Origin of the sequence: Mycobacterium seoulense (assembly GCF_010731595.1) — a bacterium.
Lineage (GTDB): Bacteria > Actinomycetota > Actinomycetes > Mycobacteriales > Mycobacteriaceae > Mycobacterium > Mycobacterium seoulense.
The window spans coordinates 1,161,391-1,175,418 of the sequence record NZ_AP022582.1 but is presented as its reverse complement, the minus strand read 5'-3'; the positions used below and the strand labels follow the sequence as shown (position 1 = coordinate 1,175,418).

Sequence of the window (14,028 nt, the reverse complement as noted above, 5' to 3'; positions counted from 1 at the left end):
GCGCGCACGAAAACAGCCCTGATGCACCCCCCTACGTTCAAGATCATGCCGGATCCCGGTGGGGGGTTCGCCTCACCAAGCTATGAAACGGTTATGAGTGCCCGCGCCGAAACATAGCGAAATCACAGGCGATCCCAATGAGAGCACCCCCGGCGCGCACCGATACTTGAGTGGTGACCCGCCCCGCCCCGCCCATCCTGACGATTCGGCTCGACGGGTACCAACGATCCTTCGCGGCCGGACACGAAGTGGTCGTCGGCCGCGACACGCAGGCCGACATGCGCATCGCCGATCCACGCATCTCGCGTGCCCACCTGATCATGCGTTTCGACCAGGGCCGCTGGTTGGCAATCGACAACGGCTCGCTGAACGGCACCTACCTCAACGGCTATCGGATGCCGGTCATCGACATCCACGACGGTCAGAGCATTCACGTGGGCAATCCGCGGGGACCGCGCCTGACCTTCGCCATCGGGCCGCAGCAGGGCTACGCCGACCGGCCGGGCCGGATCCGGCCGAGCCCGGAGCCCGGGCCGCCGACGCTTGCGTGGTCCGCGCCGCCGAATTCACCGCCCCGTCAGCCGGTTTCGCCGCCCCCACAGGCGCCACCGCCCCGCAGGCCCGTGCCCACGTCGGGCATCCGCGGCACGCCACCCGAGGGGCGGACCGTCGTGCACGCCGGGGTGCCGGCCGAGCCGGGCTCGACGCCGCCGACCGAACTCACCGTGGTCGACGCCAAGACGGCCGACGTGTCCAACCTCGCGACGCGCTTTGTGAAGTTGCTCTCGCCGCGTTCGTCGGCGGCCGCGGGCACCCCGGGCGCCATGACGGTCGGTCGCGCCGCGGAGAACGACATCGTGGTCTCCGATGTGTTGGCCTCACGTCAGCACGCGACGTTGGTGCAGACGCCGCTGGGCATGGAAATTCGGGACAACAGCATCAACGGCACCTTCGTCAACGGCACCCGCGTCGGGTCGGCGATCCTGTCCGACGACGACATCGTCACCATCGGCAACGTCGACCTCGTCTTTCGCGACGGCACCCTGACGAAACGCAGCGAGGCCGCGACGCGCACCGGCGGCCTGGAGGTGCGCAACGTCAAGTACGTCGTCGACAACGGCAAACAACTGCTGGACGACATCTCGCTGATCGCCCGGCCCGGCACGCTGACCGCCGTGATCGGTGGGTCGGGCGCCGGCAAGAGCACGCTGGCCAGGCTGATCGCCGGCTACACCACCCCCAGCTCGGGCTCGGTCACGTTCGAGGGCCACGACATTCACACCGAATACGCGTCCCTGCGCAGCCGCATCGGCATGGTCCCGCAAGACGACGTGGTGCACCGGCAGCTGACGGTCAACCAGGCGCTCGGCTACGCCGCCGAACTGCGCCTGCCCCCCGACACCGGCAAGTCCGACCGGGCCAGCGTCGTCGCGCACGTCCTAGACGAGCTCGACCTGACCAAACACGCCGACACCCGCGTCGACAAGTTGTCCGGCGGTCAGCGCAAACGGGCCTCGGTGGCGCTCGAGTTGCTCACCGGCCCCTCGCTGTTGATCCTCGACGAGCCGACGTCGGGCCTCGACCCGGCGCTCGACCACCAGGTCATGACGATGCTGCGGCAGCTCGCGGACGCGGGTCGCGTGGTGATCGTGGTGACGCACATGCTGTCCTACCTCGACACCTGCGACCAGCTGTTGTTGGTGGCCCCGGGCGGCAAGACGGCCTACTGCGGCCCGCCGGAGGCGATCGGTCCCGCGATGGGCACCACCAACTGGGCGAAGATCTTCACCAAGGTGGGCGCCGACCCCGACGAGGCCAACCGGCGCTTCCTGGAACAGCGTGACGCCGAGAGGCGGCCACAGAAGCCGTTGCCGGGCAAGGCGGACGAACCGGGCGCCCTCGGCGAACCGGTACATACCAGTGTGCGGCGCCAGATCTCGACGGTCGCCCGCCGGCAGATCCGCCTGGTCGTCGCCGACCGCGCCTACTTCGTCTTCCTGGCGCTGTTGCCGTTCATCCTGGGTTCCCTGTCGCTGACCGTCCCGGGCAGCAACGGATTCCATCTGCCCGGCGCGACCGCCGGCACCCCCGACGAAGCAGCGCAGATCCTGGCGCTGCTGATGCCGGCCGCGGCGTTCATGGGCACCGCGCTGACCATCCGCGACCTGGTCGGCGAGCGCGCGATCTTCCAGCGCGAGCAGGCGGTCGGGCTGTCGACGACGGCCTACCTGCTCGCGAAGACCGCGGTGTTCTGCGGGTTCGCGATCCTGCAGTCGGCGATCATCACCGCGATCGTGGTGATCGGCAAGAGCGCGCCGACGCGTGGCGCCGTTCTGCTCGGCCATTCGACCGCCGGGGCGACCGTCGAATTGTTCGCCACCGTCGCGGCGACGTGTGTCGCCTCGGCGATTCTCGGCCTGGCGATCTCGTCGCTGGTCCGCTCCAGCGAGCAGATCATGCCGCTGTTCGTGGTGACGGTGATGGCCCAGCTGGTGCTCTGCGGCGGCATGGTGCCCGTGACCGGCCGGCTGGGTTTGGATCAGCTCTCCTTCGCGATGCCCGCGCGCTGGGGCTACGCCGCTGCGGCGTCGACGGTGGATCTGCGGCACCTGGTGCCCGATTCGCTGCTGTCCCAGGACCGGTTCTGGCAGCACACGTCGAAGGCCTGGCTGCTGGACATGGGCATGCTGGCGGCCTTGTCGCTGTTCTATGCCGGTTTCGTGCGCTGGAGAATCCGCTTGCGCCGATAGGCCGGGACCACCCTAGATTTGTTCCGCACCGCCATCGACGAAGATCTCGCCGCCGGTCATGAAGCTGCTTTCGTCCGACGCGAGGAAAAGCACCGCCGCGGCGACTTCCTCGGGCCTGCCCAGGCGGCCCATCGGGACCTTGGCCGCCTCGCCTTCTCGCAGCTCCTGCTCCCGGCCGGCGGGCGCCAGCCCCAGCAGCCCCGGCGTCTCGACCGGTCCGGGAACGATGGTGTTCACCCGTATCCCGCGGCCCACGAGTTCGGCGGCCCAGGTCCGCCCGAAGGAGCGGATCGCCGCCTTCGTCGCCGCGTACACGCTGAACGCGGGGGTGCCGTTGTAGGCCGCGGTCGAGCCGGTCAGCACGATCGACGAGCCGCGGTTGAGCAGTGGCAGCACGGCTTGCACCGTGAACAACGTGCCGCCCACATTGGTCATGAACGTCGAGGTGAAGTGTTCGACCGAAATGTCGCCCAGCGCCGCGAATTCTCCGCCGCCCGCGTTGGCGAAGAGCACGTCGAGCCCTTCTCCGCGGGACGCGATGACGTCGGCGATGGCCGCCACGTCGTCAAGGTTGGCCACGTCAGCGCGGATGCCCGTCGCCCGTTCTCCGATCGAAGCCACGGCGGCGTCGATGGTCTGCTGATTGCGACCGGTCAGGATGACGTGGGCGCCCGCGTCGGCCAGCCGGCGCGCGGCCGCCAACCCGATGCCCGAATTCCCGCCGGTGACGAGGGCTGTCTTTCCGCTGAGGTCGCTCACTGTGACCCTCCCAAGTGGCCCGCTGCCCGTATTGACTCCGACGTGGCCTCCCAACGGCCCCGCCAACTAGAGTAGGTCCATCCATCCGCCCAAGCACGAGACGTTCGACCTGATCGCCCGCACTAACACCGATCCCAAGGGCATCGTGCGGGACGTGGATGACTATGCGGTCCAGCCGTGGGGGCTCTACGTGGCCCGGCCCACCCCCGGCCGCGCCCAGTTCCATTACCTCGAGTCGTGGCTGCTGCCCTCACTCGGCTTGCGCGCCACGGTGTTTCATTTCAATCCCGGCCACGAACGCGATCACGACTTCTACCTCGACGTGGGCGAATACACCCCAGGACCCGAGGTGTGGCGTTCGGAGGACCATTACCTCGACATCGAGGTCCGCACGGGCGACGGCGCGGACCTGGCCGACGTCGACGAGTTGCTGGACGCCGTCCGGCACGGCTTGTTGACCCCGGAGGTCGCCGAGCGGGCGGTGCGGCGCGCCGTGGACGCCGTTGCGGGCTTGGCCCGCAACGGGTATGACCTCTCGCGCTGGCTGGCCGGCCACGGGATGGAGCTGACGTGGCGCAAGACGTAGCCGCGGGGCTGCCCGACGAACCCGTGCCCGACTGGCGATCCCCCACGCTGGCGACCCTGACCGACAAGCGGTTCTCCGATCCGCGCTGGATCTTCGAGCGCAAGTTCGACGGGATGCGCTGCCTGGCGTTCCGGGACGGCGGCCGGGTGCGGCTGTTGTCGCGAAACCGCCAGCCGCTCAACGGAACCTATCCGGAACTGATCGACGCGCTTGCCGCCCAGGGCACGACCCGCTTCGTGGTCGACGGCGAGGTGGTGGCCTTCGACGGGCGCCGCACCAGCTTCGCCCGGCTGCAGGGCCGGCTGGGCATCACCAACCCCCAGGTGGCCCGCGCATCGCCGGTGCGCGTCTTCTACTACGTCTTCGACCTCCTGCACCTCGACGGCAAGTCCACCGTCGACGCGCCGCTGATCTGGCGTAAGCGGTTGCTACGCAAGGCGATTGAATTCGGTGACCCACTGCGCTACACCCCGCACCGGGTCGCCGACGGCCTGGCCGCCTACCGCGCGGCCTGCGAGCGCGGCGACGAAGGGGTGATCGCGAAGCTGGCCGAGTCGAGATATGAGGGCGGACGCTCGAAGAATTGGCTGAAGTTCAAGTGCGTGCGTGATCAGGAGTTCGTGGTCGGCGGCTACACCAGCCCCAGGGGCAGCCGCGTCGAGTTGGGCGCGCTGCTGCTGGGCTATTACGACGGTCGCGACCTGGTGTACGCCGGCAAGGTGGGCACCGGCTTCGACGAAGCCACGCTGCACCGCCTGCGCGAGCGGCTCTCCCCGCTCGCGCGGGACACTCCGCCCTTCGGCCGAGGTCTGGTGCGGGAAGCCGGCGCCCACTGGGCCCGCCCGGAACTGGTGGTCCAGATCGGTTTCACCGAGTGGACCCGTGACGGAAAGCTGCGCCATCCGCGTTACCTCGGCATCCGCACCGACAAGGACCCCACCGACGTCGTGCGGGAGACCCCTGATGCCCCGCATTGACGTCGAGGTCACCCATCCGGACCGGATCATGTTTCCCGCGGACGGGATCACCAAACGCGACCTCGTCGCCTACTACGGTCAGGTGGCCGACGCGATGTTGCCCCATGTGCGGGGCCGGGCGCTCAACGTCCAGCGATTTCCGCGCGGAATCGGGGAGAACGGCTTCATCCAGCAGGATTTCGCCGATTCGATGCCGGACTGGATGGGCCGCGTCGAGGTCACCAAAGAGGGCGGCACCGTGGTGCATCCGGTCGCCGAACGGCGGGAGGCGTTGCCATGGCTGGCCAACCAGAACGCGATCACCCTGCACGCCTGGCAATCGCGGCGGGGCCGGCTGCACAATCCCGACCGGCTGGTCTTCGATCTCGACCCGTCCGACAGTGACTTCGGGGCGGTGCGCGCGGCCGCGCATGCGGTGGCCGGTGTGCTGCACGACCTCGGCCTGGCGTGTTACGTGCAGACCACCGGTTCGCGCGGACTTCACGTCGTGGTGCCGGTGCGGGCGGACACCGACTTCGACACGGCCCGGCAGTTCGCCCGCGACGTCGCCGAAGTTGTGGTCGCGGACGACCCCACCCACCGCACCGTCGAAGTCCGCAAGGAAAAGCGAAGCGGCCGGGTGTATCTCGACATCATGCGAAACGCCTACGCGCAGACCGCGGTTGCGCCGTATTCGGTCCGGGCCCGCAATGGCGCCCCGGTCGCCACACCACTGGAGTGGGACGAATTGGATACTCGTGGACTGCGGGCGGACCGATTCACACTTCGCGACGTTCCCAAACGGCTGGCGGGCCAGGCCGATCCGTGGACGAACATGTCGCGGCACGCCAGCTCGCTGCCCGGCCCCATGCGACGTTTGGCGAAACTCCGTGCCTGAACTTCCCGACGTGGAGGGGTTTCGGCGGCGCGACGTCGGGGGCGGCTCAAGACCGCGTTGACGGACCAGACCGTCATCGCCTGGCTCGGCAACCACGGCGCGATGACGCAGGTGCTGCGCACCGCGGTGCGACGCCCGCCGAAACCCCTCCGTCGGGTGGGCGGACGGACGACGTTCTGGCGCCCCCGCTGCCCGGCTTGACCGCTTGGTCCGCCGAACCCGCTGAGCGTAATGTCAGCAACCATGAGCTGCACCGGCCACAGGCTGCTGCCGATCACCGCGGTGACGATCGTCGCCGTCGGCTCCCAGTTGAGTCCGGCGACCGCGCGGGCAGACCTGCACAACATCACCTACCGGGCCAGGATCGACGCGCTGACGACCGGCAGCCAGGCGACCTTCATCATCAACGGCGGCCAGACGAACACCACCAGCCTGCCGTCCATGCCCGGCAACGCATTCGAGGCCAACACGGTACTGCCCGACCCGCAGCAGGCCGGCATGCGGATAGTGCTTCATTTCCCTTACTCGGCGAACGTGCACTGCGAGATCGACGTCGACGACAACGTTTTCACCCAGACCGATCAGATGGTCAGGCCGACGCCCGGAAACGCCGATCCCAACAACGGTGCGCTGCAATGCGGCGCACCCCTGCCCGGTTAGGGCCGCCAGCCGGTGGAATCCGCCCAGGCCCACGCGCGCTGGTAGGCGTCGCGATACCACGGCTCCTTGACGGCGACGTACGCGGAGATGTCGCCGCCGGCCGCCCGCTCGGCCTCGCGCTTGACGGCCAGGTAGTCGGCGCGCGCGTCGGCGTCGCTCCGCAGCCAGTCGACGAACAGCAGGGCGAACTGCTGCCCCGGCCAGCCGTCCACCCGGATGTGCACGTTGGTCGGACGGCCGGGATCCGACGAGGCGTGAATCCGCTTCTGCCACAGCGATGCGTCGTCCTGGTGGTCGAAGCGGTCGACGGTGCTGCGGGCGTCGGCCCTGGCGGTGTCCTCGTTGATGTGCTCCCAGCGGGGATACCCCGCGGCCAGCAGGGGCCCGGCGAGTTCATCGGCGACCGCCAAGGATTCGACGGTGATCTGCATGTCGATGACGTCCTTGGCGGGAAGATCCGGCACGGCGGTCGAGCCGATGTGGTCGACCCGCAACGCGCGGTGGCCGCACGCGGTCTGCAGGCGGTTGACGATGCGCCGGGCCTGGTCCGGCCACGTCGGATCGGGTGCCACCAGACGTACCGGGGCGCGGGCGATCTCACGCTTGCTGAGGTTGTGCGCGAAGGGCAGGATCCGGTTGTCCCACAACTCCTGTGCCCGTCGCACCAACTCCTGCGGGCCGCCGGAGTTGTCCACCCAGATGTCGGCGACCGCACGGCGCTGTTCGTCGCTGGCCTGCGCGGCGATCCGGGCGCGGGCGTCGGATTCGGGCATGCCGCGCAGCTCGACCAGCCGCCGCACCCGCACCTCGACGTCGGCGTGCACCACGACGACGAGCGGGAACAGCGGCGCCATCCCCGATTCCACCAGCAGCGGAATGTCTTCGACGACAACCGAATCCTCGGGCACCGAGGCGATGATCTCGGCGCGGCGCTTGCCGACCAGCGGGTGGACGATGCCGTTCAGCCGTTGACGTGCCTCGTCATCGGCAAAGGCCTTGGCCGCCAACGCGGGACGATCCAGCGAGCCGTCGGGAAGCAGGATGTCGGCACCGAACGCTTCGACCAGCGCCGCCAGTCCCTCGGTGCCCGGCTGGACCACCTCGCGCGCGATGACGTCGCCGTCGACGATGACCGCACCGCATTTCGCGAAGGTGGTCGACAGCGCCGACTTGCCGGCACCGATGCCACCGGTCAGCCCGATACGCAGCATGCGGGAACGGAATCAGGCGTTGCCGGCGAGTTTCTCCCGCAGAGCCGCCAATTGGGCGTCGCTGGCCAGCGACCCGCCCGCCGCCTTCTCCGCGGGGGCTCCGTTGGCCGACGACTGCTCGGCGTGCCCGGCCGCCTCGGCCGCGGCAAACTTCTCCATCTGCGCGGTGTGCATCTTGTGCCGGCGCTCGGCCTCGGCGTAGCGGGCCTCCCACTCGGTGCGCTGCTTCTCGAAACCCTCGAGCCATTCGTTGGTCTCGGCGTCGAAGCCCTCGGGGAAGATGTAGTTGCCCTGCTCGTCGTAGCTGTCGGCCATGCCGTACTTGGCGGGGTCGAACTCCTCGGTGTAGTCCTCGTTGGCCTGCTTGAGCGACAACGAGATCCGGCGGCGCTCCAGGTCGATGTCGATGACCTTGACCATCGCGTCGTCGCCGACGGCGACCACCTGGTCGGGCACCTCGACGTGGCGCTCGGCCAGCTCCGAGATGTGCACCAGGCCCTCGATGCCCTCTTCCACGCGGACGAACGCGCCGAACGGAACCAGCTTGGTGACCTTGCCGGGCACGATCTGGCCGATGGCGTGCGTGCGGGCGAAGTGCCGCCACGGGTCTTCCTGGGTCGCCTTGAGCGACAACGAGACCCGCTCGCGGTCCATGTCGACGTCGAGCACCTCGACGGTGACCTCGTCGCCGACCTGGACGACCTCCGACGGGTGGTCGATGTGCTTCCAGGACAGCTCGGAGACGTGCACCAGGCCGTCCACACCGCCGAGGTCGACGAACGCGCCGAAGTTGACGATGGAGGAGACCACACCCTTGCGGATGGCGCCCTTCTGCAGCTGGTTGAGGAACTCGCTGCGCACCTCGGACTGGGTCTGCTCCAGCCAGGCCCGGCGCGACAGCACCACGTTGTTGCGGTTCTTGTCCAGCTCGATGATCTTGGCCTCGATCTCCTTGCCGATGTACGGCTGCAGATCGCGGACCCGACGCATCTCGACCAGCGACGCGGGCAGGAAGCCACGCAGGCCGATGTCGAGGATCAGGCCACCCTTGACGACCTCGATGACGGTGCCCTTGACGGCCTCGTCCTTCTCCTTGAGCGCCTCGATGGTGCCCCAGGCGCGCTCGTACTGCGCGCGCTTCTTGGACAGGATCAGGCGGCCCTCTTTGTCCTCCTTGGTGAGGACGAGGGCTTCGACCTCATCGCCGACGGAAACGACCTCGCTGGGGTCGACGTCGTGCTTGATGGAGAGCTCGCGGGCGGGGATGACGCCCTCGGTCTTGTAGCCGATGTCGAGGAGCACCTCGTCCCGGTCCACTTTGACGATCGTCCCCTCGACGATGTCGCCATCGTTGAAGTACTTGATCGTTTTGTCTATTGCGGCAAGAAAGTCCTCGCTGGAGCCAATGTCGTTGACGGCTACTTGCGGCGAGGTGACGGTGGGACTCGGCATGTGGTGGGTTGCTCCGGACAGGTTGGGTCGTAGGGATAAAACTGGGATTTACCTATTGAGGCTACTCGACTGCGTACACGCTGGCCAAACCCGGGCGGCGCGTCACCGGCGCCATACCGGGCGTTCGGCCAGGGCGAAAGTGTCGCCAGCGCGAATTTCGGGCCAATTTTTTCACTATGAGATCACAGTCGGGGACCGCCGCGCCGGTAAATGCGCTGCCGAGCCGGGCTAGTGCGCGGCGGCGTCCCATGAGCGGCCGTATCCGACCGACACCTCGAGCGGGACGTCGAGCGGATAGGCGCCGCCCATCTTCTCGCGGGCCAGCGCCTCGAGCTGGTCCCGTTCGCCGGGCGCGACTTCGAACAGGAGTTCGTCGTGCACCTGCAGCAGCATGCGGGATTTCAGCCCGGCTTCGTTGATCGCCTTGTCGACCTCGATCATCGCCACCTTGATGATGTCGGCGGCGCTGCCCTGGATGGGGGCGTTGAGCGCCGCCCGCTCGGCGGCCTCCCGCACCTGGCGGTTGCTGCTGTCCAGTTCGGGAAGGTACCGGCGGCGGCCCAGCACCGTCGAGGTGTAGCCGTCCTTGCGGGCCTGCTCGACGATGTTCATCAGGTAGTCGCGCACCCCGCCGAAACGGGCGAAGTAGGCGTCCATCTGGTCCTTCGCCTCCTCGGTGGAGATCTTCAGCTGTTGCGACAGCCCGTAGGCGCTCAGCCCGTAGGCCAGGCCGTACGACATCGCCTTGACCCGGCGGCGCAGTTCGGCGGTGACCTCGTCGATCGGCACGCCGAACGCCCGGGATGCGACGAACGAATGCAGGTCCTCCCCCGTGTTGAAGGCCTCGATGAGGCCCTCGTCCCGGGACAGGTGCGCCATGATCCGCATCTCGATCTGGCTGTAGTCGGCGGTCATCAGCTCGCTGTAGCCGCCGCCGACCACGAACGCGTCGCGGATCCGCCGGCCGGCCTCGGTGCGGATCGGAATGTTCTGCAGATTCGGCTCGGTCGACGACAGCCGGCCCGTCGCCGCGATGGTCTGGTTGAACGTGGTGTGGATGCGCCCGTCGGAGGCCACCGAATTGAGCAACCCGTCCACGGTCACCTTGAGGCGGGTGGCGTCGCGGTGGGTGAGCAGGTGCTGCAGGAAGGGATGGCCGGTCTTGTCGAACAGCGACTGCAGGGCGTCGGCGTCGGTGGTGTAGCCGGTCTTGGTCCGCTTGGTCTTCGGCATCTCCAGCTCGTCGAAGAGCACCGCCTGCAACTGTTTTGGCGAGCCCAGGTTGATCTGCTTGCCGATCACCGCGTAGGCCGCTTCGGCGGCGTCGCGGATCTGGTGGGCGAAATCGCTCTGCAGCTCGCCGAGCAGATCCAAATCGACTGCGATGCCGGTGTGTTCCATCCCGGCCAGCACCCGCTGCACCGGCAACTCCATGCCGCCCAGCAGCGATGTGGAATTGATGCGGGCCAGCTCCTCGTCGAGCGCGTCGGCCAGATCCAGCACCGCCACGGCCCGCAGGATCAGCGTCTGTACCGCCTGGTCGTCGGTGCCCTCGGGGTCGTCGAGTAGCGAAAGTTGTTGTTGTTCGGCGGTTTCCGCGCGCAGCTCCCTACGCAGGTAGCGCAGCGACAGGTCCTCGAGGGAGAAGCTGCGCTGCCCGGGCCGCACCAGGTAGGCGGCCAGCGCGGTGTCGGAGGTGACCCCGGCCAGCGTCCAGCCCCGTCCGGCGAGGTCGTGCATCGCCAGCTTCGCCTCGTGCAGCGCCTTGGGCGGACCCGGGTCGGCCAGCCAGGACGCCAGCGCCGCCTCGTCGTCGGGATCCAGCGCGGAGGTGTCGATGTAGCGGCCCTCCCCGTCGGCGGACACGATGGCCAGCGCGGTGGCGTCGGCGTCGTAGGCCAGGTGGGTGCCGACGACGGCCAGGCCGAACCGCTTGCCCGAACTGTGCTCGGCCAGCCACACGGCCAGCTCGCCGGCCTGCAGCGCGCCGCCGCGCACGTCGAAACCCGCGTCGACCTCGGGCTCCACGGCGGCCAGGGTGTCGAACAGCCGGTCGCGCAGCACCCGGAATTCCAGGTCGTCGAAGAGCCGGTGGATGTGGTCGCGATCCCACGGCTGCATGCGCAGCGTGTCCGGGGTCTGCGCCAGCGGCACGTCCTTGACGAGGTCGGTGAGCTCGCGATTGCGGATCACGCCGGCCAGATTGGCGCGCAGCGCGTCACCGACCTTGCCGCGCACCGAGTCGACGTTGTCCACCAGCCCTTGCAGCGAACCGTATTCGGCGATCCATTTCGACGCGGTCTTCTCCCCCACCCCCGGGATGCCGGGCAGGTTGTCGCTGGGATCCCCACGCAGGGCGGCGAAGTCGGGGTACTGGGTCGGGGTCAACCCGTACTTCTCGACGACGGCCTCCGGCGTGAACCGGGTGAGTTCGCTGACGCCCTTGCGCGGGTAGAGGACCGTCACGTCGTCGCTCACCAACTGCAGGGAGTCCCGGTCCCCGGTGACCACCAGCACGCGGAAGCCCTCGTTCTCGGCCTGGGTGGCCAGCGTCGCGATGAGGTCGTCGGCCTCGAAGCCGGGCTCGGCCAGCACCGTGATGCCCAGCGCGTTCAGCACTTCCTTGGTGATGTCGATCTGCCCGTGAAACTCGTCCGGCGTCGACGACCGGTTCGCCTTGTACTCCGGGTACCGCTCGGAACGGAAGGTCTGCCGCGACACGTCGAACGCCGCGGCCACATGCGTGGGTGCCTCGTCGCGCAGCAGGTTGATCAGCATCGCGGTGAAGCCGTAGACCGCGTTGGTGGTCAGGCCGCCGCGGGTCTTGAAATTCTCGGCGGGCAGCGCGTAGAAAGCGCGGAAAGCCAGCGAATTGCCGTCCAGCAGCATCAGCGTCGGCTTGGTCTGCTCCCCGCTGGCGATACTCACGGCTCACACTCTAGGCACCCGGTACGACGAAGCACGCGCCCCAACCGCCCCGAGCCAGAACTGCAACACGTTTCAGTTTTGTATCGGGGCTGGGTAGTCTGGCCGGGTGCCAGAGGTCACCAGCCAAGAACCCGCGATCGACGGATGGTTCGCCACCGACGAAGCCGGCAGCGCCCACTTGATCGGCAGCAAGTGCCCCGAGTGCGGCACCTACGTCTTCCCGCCGCGGGAGAACAACTGCCCCAACCCGGGCTGCGCCAGCGACACCCTGGAGTCCGTCGCGTTGTCCACCCGGGGAACGCTGTGGAGCTACACCGAGAACCGGTATCCGCCGCCGCCGCCCTACCCCGCCCCGGATCCCTTCGAGCCGTTCGCCATTGCCGCGGTCGAACTCGCCCACGAGGGGCTCATCGTGCTGGGCAAGGTGGTCGAGGGCACGCTGGCCGCCGATCTGAAGGTCGGCATGGAGATGGAGCTGACCACCATGCCGCTGTTCACCGACGACGACGGCGTGCAGCGCATGGTGCACGCGTGGAAGGTGGCCTGACGATGAGCACGCCCGAACCGCTCTACATCCTCGGCGCCGGCATGCACCCGTGGGGCAAGTGGGGCCGCAACTTCACCGAATACGGGGTGGTGGCCGCGCGCGCCGCGCTGGCCGAGGCGGGCCTGGACTGGACGCAGATCCAGTTGGTCGCCGGGGCGGACACCATCCGCAACGGCTACCCGGGCTTCATCGCCGGGTCGACGTTCGCCCAGAAGCTGGGCTGGAACGGCGTGCCGGTCAGCTCGAGCTACGCCGCCTGCGCCAGCGGCTCCCAGGCGCTGCAGAGCGCCCGGGCGCAGATCCTGGCCGGTTTTTGCGACGTCGCGCTGGTGATCGGCGCCGACACCACCCCGAAGGGCGCGTTCGCCCCCGTCGGCGGGGAACGCAAGAACGACCCCGACTGGCAGCGGTTCCACCTGATCGGCGCGATGAACCCGGTGTACTTCGCGCTGCTGGCGCGCCGGCGGATGGACCTCTACGGCGCAACCCCCGAGGACTTCGCCCAGGTGAAGGTGAAGAACTCGCGGCACGGCCTGCAGAATCCGAACGCCCGCTACCGCAAGGAGGCCTCGGCCGACGACGTGTTCGCCAGCCCGGTGGTGGCCGACCCGCTGCGACAGCTCGACATCTGCGCCACCTCCGACGGTGCGGCGGCATTGATCGTGGCCAGCGCCGAGTTCGCCCGCAAGCACCTCGGCTCCCTCGACGGCGTCCCGTCGGTGCGCGCGGTCAGCACCGTCACCCCCCGCTACCCGCAGCACCTGCCCGAATTGCCGGACATCGCAACGGATTCCACGGCGGCGGTGCCCGCACCGGACCGGGTGTTCAAGGACCAGATCCTCGATGCGGCGTATGCCGAGGCGGGCATCGGGCCCGAGGACGTCAGCCTGGCCGAGGTGTACGACCTGTCCACCGCGCTGGAGCTCGACTGGTACGAGCACCTCGGGCTGTGCCCCAAGGGTGAGGCCGAGGCGCTGTTGCGCAGCGGCGCCACCACCATCGGCGGCAGGGTCCCGGTCAACCCGTCGGGCGGGCTGGCCTGCTTCGGCGAGGCCATCCCCGCGCAGGCCATCGCCCAGGTCTGCGAGCTGACCTGGCAGCTGCGTGGTCAGGCGACCGGCCGGCAGGTGGAGAACGCGACGGTCGGCGTCACCGCCAACCAGGGCCTGTTCGGACACGGCTCGTCGGTGATCGTGGCGCGCTGAGGCTCGCCGGGCTCTTTAACCGCGAGCGTGCGCAGTTGTACGCCCGCAACGGCGTGTCGATGTACAGACACGCACG

The 14,028-nt window shown here is 68.7% G+C and carries 11 protein-coding genes; 7 read left to right on the top strand and 4 right to left on the bottom strand.

Annotation, left to right across the window (positions count from 1 at the left end; translation table 11 throughout):
• Positions 1-170 precede the first annotated feature (170 nt).
• Positions 171-2,750 (top strand): ATP-binding cassette domain-containing protein, encoded by a 2,580-nt coding sequence (locus G6N37_RS05520; RefSeq protein ID WP_179961877.1) that lies wholly within the window; start codon positions 171-173, stop codon positions 2,748-2,750.
• Positions 2,751-2,762: 12 nt separating this feature from the next.
• On the opposite strand, the gene G6N37_RS05515 is transcribed toward G6N37_RS05520, so the two are convergent.
• The gene (locus tag G6N37_RS05515) at positions 2,763-3,509 is read right to left on the bottom strand and encodes an SDR family oxidoreductase (RefSeq protein ID WP_163677025.1); all 747 of its coding nucleotides are present in this window, start codon (positions 3,507-3,509) and stop codon (positions 2,763-2,765) included.
• A gap of 145 nt (positions 3,510-3,654) precedes the next feature.
• On the opposite strand from G6N37_RS05515, the gene G6N37_RS05510 reads away from it, so the two are divergent.
• From G6N37_RS05510 to G6N37_RS05495, 4 genes are all read left to right on the top strand, one after another.
• Positions 3,655-4,095 (top strand): DUF402 domain-containing protein, encoded by a 441-nt coding sequence (locus G6N37_RS05510; protein WP_163677023.1) that lies wholly within the window; start codon positions 3,655-3,657, stop codon positions 4,093-4,095.
• Positions 4,080-5,072, top strand: coding sequence for a non-homologous end-joining DNA ligase (gene ligD / locus G6N37_RS05505; protein WP_163677019.1), 993 nt, complete (start codon positions 4,080-4,082; stop codon positions 5,070-5,072). The genes G6N37_RS05510 and ligD (G6N37_RS05505) overlap by 16 nt, the downstream gene beginning before the upstream one ends.
• Positions 5,059-5,949, top strand: coding sequence for a non-homologous end-joining DNA ligase (ligD, locus tag G6N37_RS05500; RefSeq protein ID WP_163677016.1), 891 nt, complete (start codon positions 5,059-5,061; stop codon positions 5,947-5,949). The genes ligD (G6N37_RS05505) and ligD (G6N37_RS05500) overlap by 14 nt, the downstream gene beginning before the upstream one ends.
• A 243-nt stretch (positions 5,950-6,192) precedes the next feature.
• Positions 6,193-6,609, top strand: coding sequence for a hypothetical protein (locus G6N37_RS05495; RefSeq protein WP_163677013.1), 417 nt, complete (start codon positions 6,193-6,195; stop codon positions 6,607-6,609).
• Here the strand turns inward: G6N37_RS05495 and coaE are convergent.
• From coaE to polA, 3 genes are all read right to left on the bottom strand, one after another.
• Positions 6,606-7,820 (bottom strand): dephospho-CoA kinase, encoded by a 1,215-nt coding sequence (coaE, locus tag G6N37_RS05490; protein WP_163677010.1) that lies wholly within the window; start codon positions 7,818-7,820, stop codon positions 6,606-6,608. The two genes, G6N37_RS05495 and coaE, sit on opposite strands and share 4 nt — an antisense overlap.
• 12 nt (positions 7,821-7,832) lie before the next feature.
• Positions 7,833-9,272, bottom strand: a complete 1,440-nt coding sequence (gene rpsA, locus G6N37_RS05485; RefSeq protein WP_163677007.1) for a 30S ribosomal protein S1 — start codon at positions 9,270-9,272, stop codon at positions 7,833-7,835.
• Between the two features lie 228 nt (positions 9,273-9,500).
• Positions 9,501-12,161: a DNA polymerase I gene (gene polA, locus G6N37_RS05480; protein WP_163684641.1), complete on the bottom strand. Its 2,661-nt coding sequence runs from the start codon at positions 12,159-12,161 to the stop codon at positions 9,501-9,503.
• Positions 12,162-12,306: 145 nt separating this feature from the next.
• Between polA and G6N37_RS05475 the strand changes: the two genes are divergently transcribed.
• A complete protein-coding gene (locus G6N37_RS05475) occupies positions 12,307-12,747 on the top strand; it encodes a Zn-ribbon domain-containing OB-fold protein (protein ID WP_163677005.1) in 441 nt (146 codons plus the stop codon).
• Complete coding sequence (locus G6N37_RS05470; RefSeq protein ID WP_174813911.1) at positions 12,744-13,952, top strand: lipid-transfer protein; 1,209 nt, start codon at positions 12,744-12,746, stop codon at positions 13,950-13,952. Before G6N37_RS05475 ends, G6N37_RS05470 begins: the two co-directional genes overlap by 4 nt.
• Positions 13,953-14,028: the final 76 nt, after the last annotated feature.

What these genes read in the sequence shown, in the direction of transcription:
- ligD (WP_163677016.1), top strand. Translation starts at nt 5,059, where the DNA reads ATGCCCCGCATTGACGTCGAGGTCACCCATCCGGACCGGATCATGTTT.
- G6N37_RS05495 (WP_163677013.1), top strand. Translation starts at nt 6,193, where the DNA reads ATGAGCTGCACCGGCCACAGGCTGCTGCCGATCACCGCGGTGACGATC.
- coaE (WP_163677010.1), bottom strand. Translation starts at nt 7,820, where the DNA reads ATGCTGCGTATCGGGCTGACCGGTGGCATCGGTGCCGGCAAGTCGGCG.
- rpsA (WP_163677007.1), bottom strand. Translation starts at nt 9,272, where the DNA reads ATGCCGAGTCCCACCGTCACCTCGCCGCAAGTAGCCGTCAACGACATT.
- polA (WP_163684641.1), bottom strand. Translation starts at nt 12,161, where the DNA reads ATGCTGCTGGACGGCAATTCGCTGGCTTTCCGCGCTTTCTACGCGCTG.